Below are 21782 nucleotides of genomic sequence, written 5' to 3' on the forward strand. Positions count from 1 at the left end.
TCATCACCCTGACGGTTCTTTTCGTGCAGTCCTCGACTATGTGGTTTGAGAAAATTGGTCTCTTTCTACAGCTGCAATAACTTCTTCAAGAATATCCAAGCCTTTCTCTAATTGTTCATCTGTAATTACGAGTGGCGGCAAGAAACGAAGAATATTTCCATTCAGTCCAGCGCTCAAACCGATAAGTCCGCTTTTCCAACATAACTGAACAATCTCAGCTGTCGCTTCTTTCGCTGGATTCTTTGTTTTACGATCAGTGACCAGTTCCATCGCAACCATCGCACCTAAGCCACGTACATCACCTATTAACGCAAACTTCTCTTGCATGGCACGGAAATACATGAGCATACGCTCACCAATTACCTGTGCGCGCCCAACTAAATTTTCTTCTTCAATAACATCAAGCACAGTAAGTCCTGCTACACAAGACATCGGGCTACCCGCAAACGTACCACCAAGCTGTCCTGCTCCCGCTGCATCCATAATCTCTGCCCGGCCAGTCACTGCGCTAAGAGGCATTCCAGCGGCAATTGATTTAGATGAAACCATAATATCTGCTGCTATCCCAAAATTTTCCATAGCAAACAATTTTCCTGTACGCGCAAAACCTGTTTGAATCTCATCCGCAATTAGCAAGATACCGTATTTATCACAAAGTTGTCTGATTCCTTGAACGAAGTTTCCTGTCGGGACGACAAATCCGCCTTCTCCCTGCACAGGTTCCATAATAATGGCAGCTACATCCTCTGCAGCTACTTCACCGAGGAAAAATTCTTCAATTCGTTGTAAAACTTGTGCATCAACCTCTTCACTAGTCAACGCTTCTGCATCTCTATAGTAATAAGGATAGGGGATTTTATAGGTATCGGGAGCGAACGGGCCAAATCCAAATTTATAAGGCTTCACTTTGCTCGTTAAAGACATGGTCATCAACGTACGCCCATGATAACCACGGCTAAAGGATAAGACTGATTTTCGTCCCGTTGCCGCGCGTGCAATTTTCACAGCATTTTCTACCGCCTCTGCCCCACTATTGACAAACATCGTTTTTTTCACAAAATCCCCAGGCGTTGCGGCATTCAATCTCTCCGCTAATTCAATGTAACTTTCATAAGGAAATACATGAAAACACGTATGGATGGACTGTGCGGCTTGTTCTTGAAGGGCCTTCACCACTTTTGGATGGCAATGCCCTATATTTTGAATTCCTATTCCTCCAGCAAAGTCGATAAAAGTATTTCCATCTACATCCGTAACCAATGCACCGCGAGCTTCTTTTACATAAAGTGGAGTAATGTTATAAGGGCCTACGGGAACCGCTTTCTGTCTGCGTTCATGAAGCTCTTGCGATTTTAACCCAGGAATGGTCGTTTTTATTTCTTTGGTTGTTTCCATCTGAAAATCCCCTCTCATTCACTTTCGTTTTCAGGAAATTTATTTATAAAAATGAAAAAGCCAGTCCTCTCCCCATAATCTACTGAACTAGTCAGCTCTGATTCCGGGGATTTGACTGGCTACTTCGTCTGTGATCTCACTTCTGGTATGAAGGAGGACAAACATAACAGTCTCAATTTATCTAATGTTTAAATTATTTCACGACTTCATCGTAATAGTTTTAACCGAGGTGAAAAACTCTATGGCAGCTCTTCCCTGTTCCCTTGAATGAGAACTAGATTCCTTCATTCCCCCAAATGGAGCTTGCAGTTCAACACCCGAGCTTTCCCCATTTATTCGAATCATTCCAGCATCCATGTCTTGCATATACAACATCATCTCATCCAAGCGATTGGTAAAGATCGAAGCGCTCAAACCATATTTAACATCATTTGCAACTTCTAGCGCTTGCTGCAGGTTATTTACTTTCATCAAAGCCAATACAGGCCCAAAGATTTCCTCCTGAGCAATCGACATGCTCGGTTCTACATCTTCAAAAAGTGTTGGTTCGATAAAATAACCATTGACCCATTCACCTTGGTTTAGCGGTAATCCTCCTGCAACGAGCGTGGCTCCTTCAGCTATTCCTTTCTCGATTGCGGCTAATACGCTTTTTAATTGTTTTTCGGAAGCGACGGGTCCCATGTATGTGTCCGGCTCCAAACCATTGCCAACCTTTATTTTTTTGATTTTTTCAATAACCTTTTCCCGAAAAGTATCATACACCTCTTTGACAACAATTGCCCGACTGGTTGCCGTACATTTTTGACCAGTCGATTTCATGCTGCCCGAAACGGTGAGCTCGGCCGCCAATTCCAAATCAGCGCTTTGGGTCACAATCACCGGGTTTTTTCCGCCCATCTCCAACTGGTATTTTGCACCGCGTGCCAAAGCTTTTGAAGCAATCAAGCATCCTACCTGATTGGAGCCGGTAAAACTGATCGCCTTTACGTCTGGATGTTCAGAAAGCTCATTGCCAATCACAGAACCTGACCCGCTGACCAAGTTGATAACGCCTGCAGGTAATCCGGCATCAACAAAACACTCCACAACTTTTATTGCCGTTACCGTTGTCTCCAAAGCTGGTTTGATTACAACGGTATTTCCGTAAACAAGGGCTGGAGCCATTTTCCAAACGGGAATAGCAACCGGAAAATTCCAAGGTGTGATCAGCCCGACAACACCAAGCGGAACACGGGAAGTAAACAACACTGCCCCTTCTTCACTGGATGGGATAACTTCACCTATCGCACGCATTCCTTCTGACGCATAATAACGCAAAATGGCTACGGCACGAGCGGTTTCACCTTTTGCCTCCACCAGTGTTTTCCCCATTTCGCGCGCCATTGTTTCGGCAATATCATCAAGTCGCTGCTCCATAATCTCAGCCGTTTTACGAAGAAACTCGCCACGGGCTGGACCGGACATTTTGCGCCACTCTTTCGCCGCCGTTTTGGCTGCAGAAACAGCTTGTTCCACATCTTCTTTCGCAGACATTGGTACATAACCCACGATGTCCCGATTATCAGCAGGATTGAGACTTGCCACCACTTTACCGGAACTGGATTCCACCCATTGGCCATTCATTCTATTTTGATACGTTTTTGCATGTGATTTTACTGACATCGATGCAACACCTCTTTAGATGGCACATATTTTTTTAAATTGTGAAGGTTCTGGTATGCGTTCCACTATAGCCTTGCCGATCTGAATCGAAGCAGTTGCCGCAGGAGAAGGAGCGTTACAAACATGAATGCTACTTTTTCCTGAGATAAAATGAAAGTCATCCACCAAACTGCCATCTGGTTTCAAGGCTTGTGCTCGAACTCCTGCTGATGCAGGTTCAAGATCCTCCGCTTGAATTTCTGGAATCAACTGCTGAAGGCTTCTGACGAATGCTGCTTTGCTGAAGGATCGAAACATTTCTTCCAACCCTTCTTTCCAATATGCGGATGCCAATTTCCAAAATCCTGGATAGGTCATAATCTCAGAAAAATCTTTCAAATCAAAATCCGTCTTATTATAGCCTTCCCGTTTTAAGCTAAGAACTGCATTCGGTCCGGCCTCCACATGCCCGCCAATCATCCTAGTAAAATGAACCCCGAGAAAAGGGAAAGCAGGATTAGGAACCGGATAGATCAAGTGCTTAACTAAGTAGCGTTTCTCTGGTTTCAACTCGTAATACTCTCCGCGAAACGGGACAATTTTCATATCCGTTTTCAAGCCGCTGCTCTTGGCTACTCGATCACTGTGCAATCCCGAACAGTTAATCAAAAAACGCGCTTGAAAAGATCCCTTATTCGTCTCGATATGGACTCCATTATTAGATTCCACAATTTTTTCCACTCTGGTATTCAAACGCAAGTCTCCGCCGTATTTTGCAATGATGACGGCGAATGTTTCACATACCTGCTTATAATTAACGATTCCCGCCATAGGAACACGGATGGCTGCCAAACCGCTCACATGGGGTTCTATTTCTTTCAGTTCTTCAGCACTAATCTTCGTAATCCCGAGTCCGTTTGCCAGACCGCGTTCAAATAACTGATCCAATAACGTCAGTTCCTCATGTTTTGTGGCGGTAATCACTTTCCCGCAAATATCATGCTCAATTCCATTTTCCTGGCAAAACTCAACCATCGAACGGCTTCCTTCTCGTGCAAATTTCGCCTTAAAACTGCCTGGCTTATAATAAATGCCGGAATGAATGACGCCACTGTTATGCCCCGTTTGGTGTTTCGCCCAACTATCTTCCTTTTCCAAAACAAGAATGCTCGCATTTGGATTGCGCTGGCTTAGAGCCATTCCGGTGGAGAGACCAACGATCCCCCCTCCCACAATCGCAAAATCATACATAGTTGCCATCTCCTTCTTGTTCGATTAACTTTTTGCAAATACACCCCGTTGTCTCATCAACTCACGGTGCAATTCCGGATGTTTTTCAAAAGGAGCCCGACCATGCAACCAGAACGTATTGTTGAGCATCACCAGATCACCGACAGGCAATTTCAAGGCGTGAGTGGCCGGGCTGTTTTCCATCGAATCCGACAGCTCCTTCAAATACGTTGCCTGATCAATCGTCTCTGGCTGAACGAACTGGTCGATAAAGCAGATGCAAGTTCCGTTGTTGTTTTCAAAGAACGTCGGACGATAAACGACCTGCTCTACGTTTTTGCTTGCCGGCGCTTTATATAAAAATTTATAGGATGCGAGCGGATGCTTGCTAAACTTCTCCAGCTCTTCCCAGTCATCAAGGTGCAGCAGGCGCGATTCTCCTCCAACCGCATTGCGCTCATCCATTTTCATCATCAGCAGCCAGTCCGTTGGTTCATCTACAAAGGTTCCATCGGTATGCAGAGTAAATAGACGATACGCTTGACGCAAATAAGAATCACTGTTGTCCGTATCCTTTACCGTAAACCGTGCATAAAAGGTTCCGGACATCGCATCGAAATTCGACGACCCGACCAGGTGGGTCAACGCAGTGGCAAATTTCACGTAGTCTTCCATATCCGTCGTTTGTCCTTGTACCCCAATGGTAAATCCTCCTGTTTGACGGTCATGCAAAATCCCGCGAATGGCGTCCACAAAGGATTGACCAAACAAGTCCCGCATTTCACCTGCCATGATGTAGCGCATAAACGGCACGTATCGGAGCCGATCTGAATTCTCATCCTTAAACGCGTCGATAAATTGACCAAGAAGTTCACCGTTTAATTCAATGTGGTATAAACGGTTGTGATGTGGATGTGGCTTTATTTCATATCCCGCTTTCTTTTGTAAAAATTTCAAAGCTTGTTTTTCTTGGATCATACTCATGAACATTCCCTCCTGAACAATATGAACATATTTCTTCTCGCTCCGAATAAAAAAGCCAGTTATATCATCCATAAAAATCATGAACGATATAACTGGCTTTGATCTACTTTGCTTCTCCGATCTCTCGGAGTACAGAAGATTCATCAGTTATTTTTGCTATTCAGTTTTAAATTCTAACACCTGTTACTAAATCGTTATTTTTCACTGATCTTAAAAGAGGATATCTTTCTAGAAGTGAATTTATAATAACAATCCAATTATATCATTTTTGCAAATATTCCGTCAACAGTTTTTCGATCAGAATCCTCTTCTAGATATTCGCTATACGTCTCAGTTGGGTGTTTATCACGGCAATCCATGCATTCTGAGCGATTGCGCTCCCAAGAAGCCAGCTCTTCTTTACAATAAATGCATTTATCTGTCGCGTCCATCCGCGCCATCGTTCATTGCCCCTTTCCTCTCATGCTGTATAAATGCCTTCATTACTTGGCAAACATCCCCCGTTGCCTCATCAACTCGCGGTGCAATTCCGGATGTTTCTCGAAAGCAGCCCGACCGTGCAGCCAGAACGTATTATTGAGCATCACCAGATCACCGACAGGCAATTTCAAGGCGTGAGTGGCCGGGCTGTTTTCCATCGAATCCGACAGCTCCTTCAAATACGTTGCCTGATCAATCGTCTCTGGCTGAACGAACTGGTCGATAAAGCAGATGCAGGTTCCGTTGTTGTTTTCAAAGAACGTCGGACGATAAACGACCTGCTCTACGTTTTTGCTTGCCGGCGCTTTATATAAAAATTTATAGGATGCGAGCGGATGCTTGCTAAACTTCTCCAGCTCTTCCCAGTCATCAAGGTGCAGCAGGCGCGATTCTCCGCCAACCGCATTGCGCTCATCCATTTTCATCATCAGCAGCCAGTCCGTTGGTTCATCCACAAAGGTGCCGTCGGTATGCAGGGTAAAGAGACGATACGCTTGACGCAAATACGAATCGCTGTTGTCCGTATCCTTTACCGTAAACCGCGCATAAAAGGTTCCGGACATCGCATCGAAATTCGACGACCCGACCAGGTGGGTCAACGCAGTGGCAAATTTCACGTAGTCTTCCGTATCCGTCGTCTGTCCCTGGACCCCAATCGTAAATCCCCCGGTTTGACGGTCATGCAAAATCCCGCGAATCGCATCAACAAAGGATTGACCGAACAAGTCCCGCATTTCCCCTGCCATGATGTAGCGCATAAACGGCACGTACTGGAGCCGCTCTGCATTCTCCTTTTGAAAAGCGTCGAAAAACTGACCAAGAAGCTCAGCGTTTACCTCAATGTGATATAAGCGGTTGTGATGCGGATGCGGCTTAATTTCGTATCCCGCTTTCTTTTGTAAAAATCGCAGCGCCTGTTTTTCTTGCACGATACTCATGTACATTCCCTCCTGAACATTATGAACTGATTTCTTTTCGCCCGGATAGATAAAAAAGCCAGCTATAGCCATCCATGAAAAATCATGAATGATATAACTGGCTTCGATCTGCTTTGTCTCTCCGATCTCTCGGAGTTCAGAAGATTCGTCAGTAATTTTACCTAATGGGGTTCAAAGAATAGTCATTCACCGCTCGTGAAAGGGTTCATCTTTCTTGAAGTGAATGTGAGATTATTTTCATACTATTTCGTTTTTATCTTTTTGTCAACTACCTTATTGCGATCAATTAATTTCCGTTCGACCGACACGACTCGTACTGCACATGCAAATCTTTCATAGCGGCAACAAGGGCATTGGCGGCCTTGCCCCGGTAATGTGCCACAATATGCCGAATGGGCTCATCCACTCCGTCTTTCAAGCTGAACCCCCGAAGCAGCCTGCCGACAAAATCGGAGCCGTGCTCTGTAGCCAACGTGCACGAGGCCTCTACGATGACACCGTATTTTTTGTCCACCTCAGCAGTAATGGTCAATGAATCAAAGACGCTTTTTGCTGCCATTCCCTGCGGGAGTTTGGCGTGACCGGCGATGAAATACGTGTTGGGTAAAGACATAGCAAACCGCCTTTCTTTTTTGGATAGAATTGTGTTGAAAATCGAAGGCTTCCTAATCACTCCCGACCATGATGGCGAGACGGGCTGAGCGAGCAGGGATTCCTCACCGGCATCAGGCTTGCTCCTCATTCTTATTTCGTTAAGGTAAACTGTTCTGCCACTTTCATCAATTTCGTCTTTTTTTCAATCCGAGCCTGGTATGCCTGATTGACGGTCACGGCATGAAACCGGGTGATCGTATTGGGTCTCGACTGCGCGATCAGGTCCAGATCTGCACTGATGACCACCCCCATCGTCATGAACCCTCCCCCCGTTGTCGCATCTCTCAATTGAATGATGATTTCCTCGCTGTTGGTTAAGAGAATGCCACCAATTTTGTATGCGGTATCCACCACATTAGAAAATTCGCTGCCCGCTCCAAATGGCGTCTCAAACGGCTCGAAGGGTAGCGTTGGACCATAGAAGCGATACCCGACCCGATTAGATTCGGACGATACCCGCCACTCTTCGTTCAAGAAGGCGCGAACGCCCTCATCGCTGATGCGATCGCTAGCCAATCCAAGGACGACCCGGACATCGATTTCTTTCTGAAACAGCGGAAGAGCTTCATCACCAACCCGTTTGCCGATTTGCTTGCTCACGCCGGGAAGAGGCTCTCCGATTTCGATCTGATCGCCCTTTTGCAGCTTGCGGCCAGCGAATCCGCCCAGACCACTTTGCACATAGGTTGATTTGCTGCCCATGATCTCAGGAACGATAATCCCTCCAGACACGCACAGATACGCGTGGATACCTGACCAAACAGCGCCAAATGACAAAATATCTCCCTCATTAATCTCAATGCTTTGCCACATCGGCATTTCCCTTTGGTTCAGGTATACTTTTACCGGTGCACCTGTCACTGCAATCACCGTTTTTTTGCCAAATGCGAGCTTAGGCCCAAAGAGCGTCAACTCCAACGCGGCATACGAAACAGGATTGCCCAGCAGCAGGTTTCCGAGCAAAAACGAGTATTTGTCCGCTGCCCCTGATGGAGGAATGCCCAAATGATAATAGCCGTCTCTGCCCATATCCTGCACTGTGGTCGACAAGCCGGGCTCAACCACCAAAATCATCTAAAATCCCTCCATCAGATGCGCAATGTACTCTTTTCCTCGCAGCAAATACTCTTTGACAGTAAATTCTACATGACGCGTGCGATACCGGTACTTGCCCTCCTCCACATCCGCAACGATGCGGTTGTATTCGGTCTCGTCAATCGGGCGATGCCGCCAGATGTCTCCCGGCTTTGCCAGGACATAATCGCACAGCTCGGGATAGCGGCGCTCTTTATCATAAACCGGCACGGCTGACATCCCGATTAGTTGGTAGCTTCCCGGGCTATCGACCGGATAGATCGCGTTGAAGGCTCCTCCCAATCCAATCGCGCGGTTCGGCGTCTCGGTGCGGGGGCTGAGATACTTGGGCGCCTGCAAGATCTCTTCCTTCGCTGCCCCCAAAGGGAACTCCCACGAAGTGCCTGGAATATACCCGACCATCGTGATGAAATACGGTGTGGACGAGTGCGCTTGTATGAACGACTCTTTGTCCGCAAAATGGTTGCATTTCATCACGAACTCAAAGTCGGAGATCCCCGGATGCTGGTGACGGTTGGCAAAACGGAAAGAATATTCGCGGGTAATCGGATCATCGTACCAGGTTGGAATTTCCACGATTCGCGTCGCGAGATTCAGCTCGGCGACATTGCTTTTGGTGATATCGATCTCGATTAAATAATCCAGCAGATCAATCGCCGAAATCAGCTCAGGATTGAACCGAACCATGTAGGATGCGTTTGCCGGACAGATATCGATGAGCCCGGGAATCTTTCGCTTGCGCAGCTCATTCGTGATGGCGAGCGCCTTGAAATTACTCTCCAGCCCCATTTCCCGCGAGATTTCCGCATAAATGTACTCGTCACCAGCAATATCAAAACGCGTCTCAGGCAGTGTAAACATGCGGCTCACCCCTTTTGACCTACGGTAGCAATTGTTTGATTTTGCGACTCATCGTCGCTTGACTGACACCTAGAATCTCGGCCGCTTTTGCCGCTGTTCCGTATTTTTGCAAGGCAAAGCGGATGAGCTGCCCCTCCACTTCATCCACCGCCTCTTTTAACGGCACGATGGAGCTGATGATCGGTTTGATTTTCTTCTCGCGCGTTTCGCCGTAGAGGATCGCCATGACGTCTTCCCCTTTGATCCCGTCTTCCTGCGTCGTCACGATCAGCCGCTCCAAAACATTTTGCAATTCTCTGACATTACCAGGCCAGTGATAACTCTCCAAAACATCAAGTGCTTCGCGCGTCAACGTTTTCTCCCGCTGATACGCCGCATTGTATTGCTGCATAAAGGCGATCGACAGCGAGATGATGTCCTCAACCCGATCACGGAGAGCCGGAATATGAATAGGAATCACGTTAAGCCGGTAGTACAAATCTTCACGGAATTTGTTTTCCTCCACCATCTTTTTGATTTCTCGGTTTGTCGCGGCAATCACACGCACATCGATTTTCCTGCTTTTCACCCCGCCGATCCGGGTGACCTCCCGCTCTTGCAGCACACGGAGTAGCTTGACCTGTAAATTGAGCGGCATCTCGGTAATCTCATCGAGAAAAATGCTGCCCTTATCAGCCAGTTCAAACAATCCAGGCTTGCCGTTCCGATCCGCGCCGGTAAAAGCCCCTTTCTCATAGCCGAAAAATTCGCTCTCAATCAGATTTTCCGGGACCGCCCCGCAGTTGACCCGAACAAGTGGCTGCTGGCTGCGCGGGCTGTAAGCATGAATGGTTTGGGCAAACACTTCCTTCCCCACCCCCGACTGCCCGTAAAGCAAGACGGTCGAATCTACCCGAGCAATCTGTTTGATGAGATTCTCCAGATTTTCCATCACCTTGGAACGGTATATTAACTTCTTTTCATGTTGCGTTTTATGAAGGATCTTATCCAGCTCTTGCTTGTAACGGTCCGACTTCTTCTTTACTGTCTCAAGCTCTTCCTTCAACTGATTGATCTCCGTGATGTCGCGTGAAATGATCACGATTTTTTCCAACAATTCGCCGCGAAAGACAGGGGTAGCGACCGACCAAACCTTGCGCCCCCGCGTATTCTCCTGAATAAACACATGCTTTCCCCGCTGACCCTTGCATATATCCAAAATATTTTGACGAAAAAAGCCCTCTTTTTGCAGCTCACCAAAATGCTTGCCGATCAACATGTCCGGATGCTCATACATCCAAAACTCTTGTAAATACGTGCCGGCCAGGCGCATGATCCGCCCTTGTCCATTCATGACGAGAATCTCTTCATTTGAGGAGGAGTAGATCGCTTTGATATCATCGTTCAGATTGCGCACCAGTTCCAGCTCTTGAATCTCTTGCTCCAATTGCTGACGCAGATAAAAAATATGGACGATGCCCTGAATGTTGCCACTTTCTTGCAAGGGCGAAAAATTGCCAATCATCTGCTTGAAATTAAGCGAGCTGGTGACATTGACGAGCTGTCTCCCTTGCAAAACCTCCTCGAGCACATCGAGAGCCAGCAACTTCTTGTAATTGCGGTGCAACAAAAAATTGCGGGTGAGTCCCAAAATCGTTTCCGCCCGTTCGTTGATAAACGTGATGCGGAATTGAGAATCCGTCGTAATCAGCCCGATCCCGGAGCTGTGGAAGATTTGGTTTTTTTGATGCAGCTGCAGCTGGGTAATCCGGTTCCGCGCTTCCTCAAATGTGGTAAACCCGACCTGACCTCCCCCGCTATCCACGCCGAGCACGATAGAGACATTGTGGTAAAACTCAACCCGATTGTCGCACGGCACCTTGAGGATGTCGGTATTGTAGCGAATCTGTGCGTCGAGACCATGTCGCTCAATTTGACGGAGCAAGCTCTCGCTGTCCAGATAACCGATCACGGCTTCTTCCGCAGTGACAAAAATGATTTTTTGCGCGGATGCATTCAACGTTTTCAATGCCTCATTCAAGGTTGCATGTTGCGAAACAGACTCAGGCATCGCCTGAAGAATATCTTTCCAGATCATCATGTTTTCCACCACCTGTCGCGAAGAAAAAACAAAAGATCCCTCTTTATATATTGTACTAAAGCCTGTCCCCTAAAGGATAGGGAAAAAAACCCCTTTCAAGGAAGCAGCCAAGCCCTTGGCATTCTCATCGGAACAGCCAAGGGCTTGTGCATGCAGCGGTTTTAGGACCAGTACGGCAAGGTGCGTTTTGCAGTCATGGCGCGGTATTGCTCCGTCGATTTCGGCAGGATCGTCCCTGTTGCGTAATCAAGGATGACATTGTAGCGGCGCAAAAGATCAAGCTTATCGATCTGCTTGCTGTTATACAATGCCTGCACCTCGGAAAGGTCAAGCTCCATCCATTCCTTGCGATGCGTGCGGATATACGCCCGCTCTGCCTCCGTCGCTTTCTCATCGATCTCAAACAGATCCAGCTCCCCGTCGATCTCGCAGATTACGACGCCATAATCGCGTTTGGCCCGCTCAATTGATACGTATCCGTCAATTACGTCTTCCACCACTTGTTCCGCTGGCCGTTCCAGCGGATCGCCCAAGCCGCCGCCGCCCGCTGAAGGTCGCGTGAACGTATCACCTGTATTGATTTTGACATTTGAAAATATCGTACCCAGATAGCGTTCTTCCTCTTTGCCCGGATTGAGCCATGCCCCATGCGGATAGGAGGATTGGCCGCCAAAAATGCCCCAGGTGATAGAACGGGAACGATCACAGCAATACGACATCACCGTGCGATCGACGCTCGTCATCATTCCGCCTTTTTCCACCCCGCAGCCACCGCGGAATTTGCCCGGGCCGCCGGAATCGGGGATGATTTGATGATGTGTTGTAAGCACCGGGGAGAGCCGTTCTTGTCCTTCGCACGGCTGAATGCTCAGTCCCACACCGAACACAGGCGACATGGCGTTTGCCCCATCCTTGTCGTTGCGGCCGCCGTGACCACCAGCCATCCAGTCGTACCACATGAAGTAATTGTCGTATCCTCTCCGTTTGTCCCAGCCGCCGATCAGCAGGTATTCCAGGTTAAAGGAACACGCGAGCGCCCGCTCCGGCATGATGTGGGACCAGAGCTCAAAAATGGCGTTCATGATCTTTTCATAGGCACCCGAGCAAAATCCGGTTACCGCTACTGGCCACGGCGCATTCACGACCGAGTTTTCCGGAAGGTCTACGGAAAGAGCTCGATAAAATCCGGAATTGAGCGGGATTTCCGGGAAAAACGTTTTGGTGCCCGCGACGACTGCCGAAAAGGACGAGCCAAACCCTGCATTGAGGAAGCAGCCGATATAGGGATGGGACCCGTTCAAATCGTAATAGATCGTGTCATCATCGATTGTCATTTTCACCTTGATCGGGATCAGGCCATCACCCTGATGCGGGTCCATATCGAGGTAATCTACCGTTTCCCACGTTCCATTAGGCAGTTGGTCAATTTTCGTCTTGGCCAAGCGCTCTACATAATCCTGCACTTCGTCGAACGCAGTCAGCACGGTTTCTTTGCCATATTTTTTGATCAATTGCAGCAGCTGCCGCTCCCCGACCATCGTCGCTTCCGCTTGTGAACGCAGATCGCCCAAACGCTCCTCAGGCAGACGCATGTTGGCGGCCAGCAAATTAGCGACATCAGAGAGAAAAATGCCTTTGCTCCACATCCGGATCGGCGGGATACGTATGCCCTCGCCATAATGGTCCTGCGATTGCACATCAAATGAACCGGGAACCGAGCCACCAACATCAGCCCAGTGTCCATTGGATTGCATGAGCGCAATCAATTCCCCCTCGTAGAAGACAGGGCGGATGATGCGCACATCGCAAAAATGCGTGCCGCCGCGGTACGGGTCATTCACCAGAAAAACATCGCCCGGATGGATGTCATCTCCGAAATCCTCGATCACCGCTTTGGCAGTCAAATGCAGCGTCCCCACGTGGACGGAGATATCCTGCGTCCCCTGCATGATAGTATTGCCCTTGGCATCGCATACCGCAGAGCTGAAGTCGCGATTGTAAATGACGAAGGAATAGCAGGTTCGCAAAATTTGCTCGGACATCTGGTCCACCAGATTCACAAACGCATTTTTTAATACTTCAAAAGTAACAGGGTCCAGCTTGCTTTTGTACGCAATTGCTTGCTCTCGAACCTGACTCATCTTATATCTCCCTCCCGTACGTCAAGATCATGTTCTTATACTCATCCACTCTCACAACGAAGCCCGGTGGAATCACCGTCGTGGAGTCCATTTGCTCCACAATGGCAGGACCCGAAAACTGGCTTTCCACTGGCAGCTGAGCCCGATTGTAAATCGGTGTCGGCGTGTAGCCTCCCGCTTCCTCAAAGAAGACCTGACGATACTCGATCAGCGCATCCTCAAACTCTCCCTCCGGTTCATAGCGGGGCAGATTCGGCTTCGGCACCAGCCCGATCGCCTCGACACGCAGCCCATAGATTTCCACGCTTTGCTCACGATTGGAGAAAGCGAACTCGCGCTGATGCTCCTGATGGAATCGATCCAGCGCTTCTACAAGAGAATGAATCGGACGGCTCATCGCCACCTCAAGAGATCTCCACTGGCCGCTATAACGCATGTCCAGATAACGGACCAGCTTCATTTGTTCGCCAGTGATGCCTTCCGATGCAAGCAACGCGGCGGCTTCCTCCTCCATCCCCTGGAATTCTGCCTCCAGTTGTTCAGCCGTAACGTCAGCGGCATTGACCAGATAGGTTTTGGAAATGTCGTGGCGCACATCGACCAGCAAGCAGCCCATGGCGGACGTGATGCCCGGAAAAGGAGGAACGATCACAGTCGGAATCTCCATCTCCTTTGCCAGATAAGCGCCGTGCAGGGCTCCTGCTCCGCCAAACACGACAAGCGCGAAATCACGCGGGTCATAGCCGCGACGGATGGAAATAAGTCGCAGCGCGTCGCACATGTTGGCATTGGCCACCTTCAAAATGGAGTTGGCCGCTTCCTCATCAGACAGCTGGAATGGCGTCCCGATTTTCTCACTGATGACTTGATGGGACGCCTCTTTATTTAATGTCATCGATCCGCTGAGCAGTTTGGTGTTCAGCCTGCCGAGAAGCACATTGGCGTCTGTATTGGTGGGCTCCTTTCCACCCTTCATGTAGCAAGCAGGCCCTGGATCTGCGCCTGCGCTCTGCGGACCGTTGCGCAGCGATCCTCCCTCATCGATCCAGGCCAGGCTGCCTCCGCCTGCTCCGATGCTGAGAATCTCGATGCTGGGAAATCCGATCGGGTAGCCGTATTCGACATACCAGTTCTTCGCGATCCGCAAATCACCGTTGTACATGAGCGAGATGTCGGTGCTGGTTCCGCCCATGTCGAGCCCGATGGCATTCTGGAATCCGCACAGCTTGGCGATGTAGGAGCTGGCGATCGCACCGGCGGCAATCCCTGAGCTGGCGAGGCGGGCGGCAAATTTAGGAACGGTTTCCGAGGTCATGACGCCCCCGCCCGAGTGTAAAACGAGAACATCTCCCTCGTAGCCTTTGTCCCTCATTTCTTCCGTCAAGTTTTGGATGTAGGTGCTCAGGATCGGGCCCAACACGGCATTGACAATCGTGGTGCTCATCCGCTCATGCTCAAAAATCTCGGGAAGCGTTTCGCTCGACGTGCAGATATAGACGCCAGGCAGCTCCTCCTGCAGGATTTCTTTTACCTTCAACTCGTTGGCGCCGTTTGTATACGCATTCATGAAGCAGATCGCGACAGATTGGACGCCGCGTTTTTTCAAGAGCCGCGCCAGCTCTCTTGCTTCTTGCTCATCGATAGCCTTTAGCAAGTTGCCCGTATAATCCACCCGCTCATCCAGTTCAAACCGATCCCGCCGCTTGATATAGGGAGGAGCCACATCTTCATAGGCATCCCACAAATCAAGTTTGGTGCCGCGTCGAATCTCCGGCACGTCACGGAAGCCTTTTGTCGTAATCAGCGATGTTTTTGGCAGACGTCTCGTAATTAGCGCATTCAAACCAACTGTTGTTCCATGTGAAAACAAGTGGATATCCTTTGTCGATACTTCTGATTGCGAGACTCCCGTCAAAATCCCGACAGCAGGATTGTGCGGGGTAGACGAAACTTTCGTCACCGAAATTTGTTTAGACTCCTCGTCAAAGATGAAAACATCTGTAAATGTTCCACCAACGTCAACTGCCAACTGATATTTCCCCATCGTAAGCCCTCCAAAAGCTCGAATTTTCAAAAAACAAAGCCTGTTATGTGCTGCTATTTATCTCACCTAGTAAAACAGACACCGACATCTTCCCCCTTCCTCATGATAACTGCGCATGGTTGCGTCTCGTAGATGAGCATAAGCAAGGAATATACCAACCCGTAAAAACCACCTTCACACAAGGGGAAAAACGCTCGTTTTACTGAAGTCTTCATTTTTCAAGCGTCTTCTTACTTGAAATACTTGCAATATCAAAAGATCGCCTTTCATTTATGGAAGATGGCCTTTTTGCATCGAAAAAACCAGCCAACACGGGATTTTCGCATTCTTGCAAGCCGCTTTGCCTATTATGTTTGTTTTCTCCATTCTTGCAAAAACGAAAGAATTTAATCTGAAAATTCAAATCATTACATATTTCCCGGTTGGTATGCAGGTTGCTTATCTTACGTTTTGCAAACAAGAAAGGAGGAGCGGTATCCAATCGGATGTTCAAACACATTCATAAAAGGAAGAGGGGTTGATTTACGTGGCAGAAATCATCCGTCCAGCAACAGATCCAACCAACGATGCATCCCATGAGCACAAGGAGGACTATGCGCTGGAGAAGGTTCCGACACACCATCGAATGAAATGGTGGAGCATCACCAATGTTACTCTCGGGGTTGCGACCGCCATGGTCTTTATGCAGATGGGCAGCCTGATGGCCACCGCCTATGGAAGCATGAACGCCTTGATCGCCGAAATCTATGCAACAGCAGTCGGCGGGGCATTGGGCATTGCCATTGCCTACTATGCTGCAAAATCGGGACTGAACACCAATCTCATGGCACGCGGCGGCGGTTTTGGCTATGTCGGCGCCTCCATCACTTCTTTCATCTATGCCATGAACTTCATCATGTACTCCGCGATTGAAGGCTCTATCATGGCCAGTGCAGTCCATGAATATGTACAGGTCGTACCTGTTTGGGCATTGATGATTTTTTTCGGACTGATCGTGATTCCATTCAACTGGTTTGGCATGAAGCAATTGGAAAAGCTGCAGAAGTGGACGCTGCCCGTCTTTCTCATCCTGCTTGGCGCAGGTATCGTCGCTGCGACGCGGATCACGCCTGCCTACACGGGAAGTGTGTGGTCGTTTTTGCCCGAGGGTGCGCAGTTTGGCGGCACGATGCTGTTGACTTGCATCGGCATCATGAACGGCCTGGTCGGCATCATGGCGCTGCTAGTTTCCGACTATGCCCGCTTCATCAAACGTGACGAAATGAAAATCGGTGTCTTCGCAGTCGGGTTTATCCCGCAACTGGTCTGCTTTTTCCTCATGGGATTGGCTGGCATCTGGTTTGGCGTCCGCTTGGGCGAGCCTAACCCTGGCGTCTATTTTGTCCATCTGATCGGTATCGGTGGCGCACTCTTTACCATCCTGACGCAGCTGCGCATCAATATCACCAATCTGTACAGTGGTTCCTTGTCGCTCGCCAACTTTTTTGAGCACGTGTTCCGCTTCCGACCCGGTCGCACCTTCTGGGTGGCAACAACGGCCATCACCGCCATCATTGCTATGCTGGCCGGCGCGCTGGATTACCTTGGGCCGCTCTTGACCTTCCAAGGGGTCTTCCTGTTTGCCTGGGCCGCGATTTTGGTCGCCGATGCTCTTGTTGTCAAAAAGTGGTTGAAAATCGGGCCGCGTTTTTTTGAATACCGCAGCCGTTATTTGTATCCGTGGAATCCGGTTGGCGTCATCTCGCTGGTTGTATCCAGCATTCTAGGTACCTTTGCCGCTTTCGGCAACATGGGGCAGCTTTTGCAAAACATTGCCGCTTTCTTTGCTGCGGTGCTTGCCTTTATCCTGACGATCGTATTGGCTGTGGCGACCAAAGGCAAGTATTATTCACGCCAGGAAGCCAGAGATGTGCCGGAGGATGAGCAGATCGCCTAACAAAAAGCTGTCAGCATGCAAAAAACCCTCGGTTGATTCCCGAGGGTTTGATTCATCATTTTCTTATTTGCTTTCGTTTGCTTTTTGCTGGTAAGCAACCGCTACCTTCGCAGCTACTTCAGCATTGTGCTTCACCAGTGCGATGTTTGTTTGCAAGCTTTTGCCTGCTGTCAGTTCTTTCACTTTTGCAAGCAAGAACGGAGTCACCTTTTTACCCGCGATGTTGTTCTCTTTTGCTTCCGTGAGAGCTTGCAGGATTACCGCTTCGATTTCTTTGTGATTCAGAGCATCAGACTCAGGCACCGGGTTTGCGATGATCATACCGCCTTTGAGTCCCAGATCCCATTTTGTGTTCATCAATGCTCCTACTTCTTCAGGAGTATCCAGACGGAAGTCTACACCAAATCCACTTTCGCGAGCAAAGAAGGATGGGAATTCAGCTGTACGGTAGCCTACTACCGGAACCCCTTGGGTTTCCAGGTATTCCAGAGTGCGACCGATATCCAGGATGGATTTTGCGCCTGCACATACGACTGCTACGTTTGTTTGCGCCAGCTCAGTCAGGTCAGCAGACACGTCCCATGTGATCTCGCCATCGCGATGAACCCCGCCAATACCGCCGGTTGCAAACATGTGGATGCCTGCCAGCTCCGCTGCGATCATCGTAGCCGCTACGGTTGTCGCACCGATTTTACCGCTGGACAGGATGTACGGGAAGTCACGACGGCTTACTTTTTCTACCGATTGGTTGGTCGCAAACTCTTCCAGCTCAGCCTCGGTCAAACCGATTTTGATTTTGCCGTTCATGATTCCGATTGTTGCTGGTACTGCTCCGTTGTCGCGAATGATTTGTTCTACTTCTTTTGCCATCTCGATGTTTTGTGGATATGGCATACCGTGCGAAATGATCGTCGTCTCAAGTGCAACTACCGGCAAATTGTTCTCCAGTGCATGGCGTACTTCTTCAGTAAAGGTCAAGTATTGTTTCATTTCTTATCGCTCCTCTTCGTATTGTTCAACTGTCCGTTCCAGTTGATCTGCTTTGAGTAATGGGGATACCGATTGCTCCGTTTGCAAGGTCAGGGCAGAGGCTGCCAGTCCGAGGCGGCAAGCTCTTTCGAACGATTCTCCATTCACGATCCCGTACAACAGCCCGGAAACGAAGGCATCTCCTGCTCCCGTTACATCCACTACTTCTGTTGGATACGGGGTCAAATGCTCAGATACGTTTTCCGATTGATAATAAATTCCTTGTTCACCCATGGTCACGATGACGTGCTTGACGCCGCGTTCCCTGATTTTGGCGCAAGCCTCGGCACATTCCTCGATCGAGCCGATCGTCACGCCGGATAACAGCTCCGCCTCTTCGCGATTGGGCAGTATCGCTTCTACTCCGTCCAAGCGCTGTGGCAGCTTTTTTGCTTTTGCAGAAGAGACCGGGTCAATGAACAGCGCAATGCCTTCCTCTCGGCACCGCTCGATGATGTAAGCCAGACAATCCTCAGGTACGTTCGTATCGAGAAAGATCGCACTGGCAGCTGCAATATGCGACCATTTATCCGCGAACATTTCCGGTGTCAGTGCATCGTAAATGTCCATATTAGCGAGTGAAACGACCATTTCTCCGTCGATATCTAATAGCGCCGTGTAGGTGCCTGTCCGCTGGGCTTTTAAACGCCATACCTGGCTAATGTCCACATCGTGCTTTCTCGTCTCCTGCACGATCCATTCGCCTTCCTTGTCCTCGCCAATGCTGGTAAAAAGGGAAGTATTGCAGCCGAGTCGTCCCAGATTTTCGGCGATGTTTCGCGCCACCCCTCCGCACGACTCCATGATCGTAACCGGATTGGATGAGTGCAGACGCACCTTTTGCTTCCCTCGCGCTTTACGGTCCAGGTTCGCTCCACCGATGCAAGCGATCAAGCCTTCGTCGCGCAAAATATAGGCACGTCCTTTGATTTCGCCACGCTTGGTTAGCTGGGCAATATAGCCTGCGACAGCCGAACGGGAAATTCCGATCAGGTCCGCTAGCTCTTGCTGGCTAATAAAAGGATTGTGCCGAATATGATGCAAAATCTGCATTTCTTTGTCCACAGTCATCCTCCTTTCTCGTTTGCTAGCATTCACAGCTTTCGTCTACAAACAAAAGTTTATCACAAAGACATTTGTTTGTAAAATAAAAAATCGTAAAGTGTGCTCTTCCTTGGGTTGGTTAGGGATGTAATTTTGCAGAGTCGCAAACACTATTCCATGAAAAATAAAGCCAAGGGGGATTATAATGTCTGAAAAGCGTACTTCCATGAAGCAAAATAGACCAAAGGAATACTTCTATTTTGACCTGTCTGATGAAGGACATGAAAAACTTTTGCAAAAAGAAATCGCCGAAGCAAACGATAATCCCCTCGGCCCTTTAGATGAAGTAACGAAAATTGAGTACTAACCATCCCGGTTCTCTCCTTCCATTCCCTGACGGCAACAATCGCCTCAGGTTTTTCTTTTTTCTGGGCACGAATTGACAAGTTCACTCCCATCGTGTACGATTATCTTAAATTAAAGATATTCACATTTTCTTTGATCTGAAAGGAGGGGCATTCATGTCGGAGCAATCGATGCGAAATGACTCCCTTGATCTTTTTGTCGTACTTTCACGTTCATATAACTGGGTGATGGCACATTCCAATCGCAATATTCGCCAGTATGGGCTTAACCCAACCGAGTTTGGTGTTCTTGAGGTTCTTTACCATAAAGGACCACAGCCGTTACAGCAAATTGGGGAAAAGATCCTGATCTCCAGTGGAAACATTACGTACGTGGTGGACAAACTAGAAAAGAAGCAGCTCCTGATTCGCAAGCCCTGTTCTGCGGATCGCCGTGTCATCTATGCAGAGCTGACGGAAAAAGGAAACCAGTTTTTGGCTGATATTTTCCCCTCGCATCAAGAGGTCATTGAACAGGCGGTGAGTGGTCTTACTCTTGAGGAACAGAGACAAGCGACTGAACTGCTAAAAAAGCTGGGGCGTGCTGCGCAGGATAGCTATTAGTATCGAAGGAAAAATGAATGTGCAAAAAGGTATTGACAAAATACCTTGCTCATAATAATCTTAAAATCAAGATTTACATTTTTTAAGTTAGCAACTTACAATTCGAAAGGGGAATAATTACTTCATGAGTAACGTACTTTTTATTAAAGCAAATGATCGCCCAGTTGAACAGGCTACTAGCGTAAAGCTGTACGAAGCTTTCGTTAAATCCTATAAAGAGACTCATCCTAACGATACTGTTACTGAGTTGGACCTATTTGCAGAAAACCTGCCATACTACGGCAACGATCTGATCACTGCTATGTTCAAAGCTGGTCGTGGCATGGAGCTGACTGCCGAAGAACAAAAAGGCGCAGACTACGTTAACAAATATCTGAACCAATTTGCAGCAGCTGACAAAGTAGTTATCGCTTACCCAATGTGGAATTTCACCGTTCCTGCTGTCCTGCACACATACATGGACTACCTGTCCCAAGCAGGCAAAACATTCAAATACACTGCAGAAGGTCCAGTAGGTCTGATGGGCGACAAAAAAGTAGCTCTCTTGACTGCTCGCGGTGGCGTTTACTCCGAAGGACCAATGGCAGCAATTGAGCTGGCTAGCAAATATGTGAAAACAATCCTCGGCTTCTGGGGTATCAGCAACGTAACTGAAGTGGTTGTAGAAGGTCACAATCAGTTCCCAGACAAAGCAGAAGAAATCGTTCAAGCTGGTGTCGTAAAAGCAGCTCAACTGGCGGAAACTTTCTAAAGGCCCGCCAGCCTTTTTTTCAAGTAATATCTCAAATTCAAAATACTATAATTTAAAATAATTTAAGGAGAGATGAAAAATGATGGATCTCGGTTTGCTTATCATTCGTTTGGTGATTGGACTTCTGTTCGTAGGTCATGGTGCACAAAAACTGTTTGGCTGGTTTGGCGGTTACGGATTAAAAGGAACAGGCGGATGGCTTGATTCTATCGGTGTGAAACCAGGTGTCGCTATGGCGCTCGTTGCCGGACTCGGTGAGCTTGTCGGCGGGCTGTTGTTCGCAACTGGTGTTGGATTCTGGGCGGGAGCTATCCTGATTGCCATTACGATGCTCGTAGCCATTGTAAAAGTACACGGTCAAAATGGTCTGTGGGTAACTCAAAACGGCTATGAATACAATCTTGCTTTGATCGCTGTTGCTATCGGTCTTGCTATGATTGGACCTGGCGCATACGTTCTGTTTTAATAAATAAACTGTGAAGTCCCGCATACGATCGAAAACTCTAAG

At 48.4% G+C, this 21782-nt stretch carries 18 protein-coding genes; 5 read left to right on the forward strand and 13 right to left on the reverse strand.

What is annotated here, in order from left to right:
• Window positions 1-36: 36 nt before the first annotated feature.
• The 11 genes from gabT to SB752_RS21020 all read right to left on the reverse strand — a co-directional run bounded on the left by gabT (window position 37) and on the right by SB752_RS21020 (window position 15546).
• Complete coding sequence (gene gabT, locus SB752_RS20970; protein WP_410717495.1) at window positions 37-1395, reverse strand: 4-aminobutyrate--2-oxoglutarate transaminase; 1359 nt, start codon at window positions 1393-1395, stop codon at window positions 37-39.
• A 198-nt stretch (window positions 1396-1593) separates the two neighbouring features.
• Window positions 1594-3060: an alpha-ketoglutaric semialdehyde dehydrogenase GucD gene (gene gucD, locus SB752_RS20975; protein WP_410717496.1), complete on the reverse strand. Its 1467-nt coding sequence runs from the start codon at window positions 3058-3060 to the stop codon at window positions 1594-1596.
• 15 nt (window positions 3061-3075) lie between these two features.
• Window positions 3076-4290 (reverse strand): L-2-hydroxyglutarate oxidase, encoded by a 1215-nt coding sequence (gene lhgO / locus SB752_RS20980; protein ID WP_410717497.1) that lies wholly within the window; start codon window positions 4288-4290, stop codon window positions 3076-3078.
• 24 nt (window positions 4291-4314) lie between these two features.
• Window positions 4315-5253 (reverse strand): glutarate dioxygenase GlaH, encoded by a 939-nt coding sequence (gene glaH / locus SB752_RS20985; protein ID WP_410717498.1) that lies wholly within the window; start codon window positions 5251-5253, stop codon window positions 4315-4317.
• A gap of 482 nt (window positions 5254-5735) precedes the next feature.
• The gene (gene glaH, locus SB752_RS20990; protein WP_410717499.1) at window positions 5736-6671 is read right to left on the reverse strand and encodes a glutarate dioxygenase GlaH; all 936 of its coding nucleotides are present in this window, start codon (window positions 6669-6671) and stop codon (window positions 5736-5738) included.
• A gap of 286 nt (window positions 6672-6957) precedes the next feature.
• Complete coding sequence (locus tag SB752_RS20995; RefSeq protein ID WP_410717500.1) at window positions 6958-7284, reverse strand: DUF3870 domain-containing protein; 327 nt, start codon at window positions 7282-7284, stop codon at window positions 6958-6960.
• Window positions 7285-7415: 131 nt separating this feature from the next.
• Entirely contained in the window at window positions 7416-8399 is a 984-nt protein-coding gene (locus SB752_RS21000) for a 5-oxoprolinase subunit C family protein (protein WP_410717501.1), read from the reverse strand.
• Window positions 8400-9281 (reverse strand): 5-oxoprolinase subunit B family protein, encoded by an 882-nt coding sequence (locus SB752_RS21005; protein ID WP_410717502.1) that lies wholly within the window; start codon window positions 9279-9281, stop codon window positions 8400-8402.
• Window positions 9282-9300: 19 nt separating this feature from the next.
• On the reverse strand, window positions 9301-11361 hold the full coding sequence (locus tag SB752_RS21010; protein ID WP_410717503.1) for a sigma 54-interacting transcriptional regulator: 2061 nt from the start codon (window positions 11359-11361) through the stop codon (window positions 9301-9303).
• Between the two features lie 161 nt (window positions 11362-11522).
• Entirely contained in the window at window positions 11523-13502 is a 1980-nt protein-coding gene (locus SB752_RS21015) for a hydantoinase B/oxoprolinase family protein (RefSeq protein ID WP_410717504.1), read from the reverse strand.
• A gap of 1 nt (window position 13503) precedes the next feature.
• Window positions 13504-15546: a hydantoinase/oxoprolinase family protein gene (locus tag SB752_RS21020; protein ID WP_410717505.1), complete on the reverse strand. Its 2043-nt coding sequence runs from the start codon at window positions 15544-15546 to the stop codon at window positions 13504-13506.
• Window positions 15547-16072: 526 nt separating this feature from the next.
• Here SB752_RS21020 and SB752_RS21025 point away from each other — a divergent pair.
• The gene (locus SB752_RS21025; protein WP_410717506.1) at window positions 16073-17482 is read left to right on the forward strand and encodes a purine-cytosine permease family protein; all 1410 of its coding nucleotides are present in this window, start codon (window positions 16073-16075) and stop codon (window positions 17480-17482) included.
• 63 nt (window positions 17483-17545) lie between these two features.
• On the opposite strand, the gene SB752_RS21030 is transcribed toward SB752_RS21025, so the two are convergent.
• Entirely contained in the window at window positions 17546-18472 is a 927-nt protein-coding gene (locus SB752_RS21030) for a pseudouridine-5'-phosphate glycosidase (protein WP_410717507.1), read from the reverse strand.
• 3 nt (window positions 18473-18475) lie between these two features.
• Window positions 18476-19576 carry a carbohydrate kinase gene (locus SB752_RS21035; RefSeq protein ID WP_410717508.1) on the reverse strand — a complete coding sequence of 367 codons (1101 nt, stop codon included), beginning with the start codon at window positions 19574-19576 and terminating at the stop codon, window positions 18476-18478.
• A gap of 184 nt (window positions 19577-19760) precedes the next feature.
• On the opposite strand from SB752_RS21035, the gene SB752_RS21040 reads away from it, so the two are divergent.
• The 4 genes from SB752_RS21040 (at window position 19761) to SB752_RS21055 (ending at window position 21740) form a co-directional block, all read left to right on the forward strand.
• The gene (locus tag SB752_RS21040; protein WP_410717509.1) at window positions 19761-19922 is read left to right on the forward strand and encodes a hypothetical protein; all 162 of its coding nucleotides are present in this window, start codon (window positions 19761-19763) and stop codon (window positions 19920-19922) included.
• A gap of 154 nt (window positions 19923-20076) precedes the next feature.
• Window positions 20077-20523: a MarR family winged helix-turn-helix transcriptional regulator gene (locus tag SB752_RS21045; RefSeq protein WP_410717510.1), complete on the forward strand. Its 447-nt coding sequence runs from the start codon at window positions 20077-20079 to the stop codon at window positions 20521-20523.
• 124 nt (window positions 20524-20647) lie between these two features.
• A complete protein-coding gene (locus tag SB752_RS21050) occupies window positions 20648-21274 on the forward strand; it encodes an FMN-dependent NADH-azoreductase (RefSeq protein WP_410717511.1) in 627 nt (208 codons plus the stop codon).
• A gap of 79 nt (window positions 21275-21353) precedes the next feature.
• Complete coding sequence (locus SB752_RS21055) at window positions 21354-21740, forward strand: DoxX family protein (protein ID WP_410717512.1); 387 nt, start codon at window positions 21354-21356, stop codon at window positions 21738-21740.
• The last annotated feature ends 42 nt before the right edge of the window (window positions 21741-21782 follow it).

The organism is Brevibacillus sp. SIMBA_040 (assembly GCF_046535075.1).
In the GTDB taxonomy this organism is placed as follows: Bacteria; Bacillota; Bacilli; order Brevibacillales; family Brevibacillaceae; genus Brevibacillus.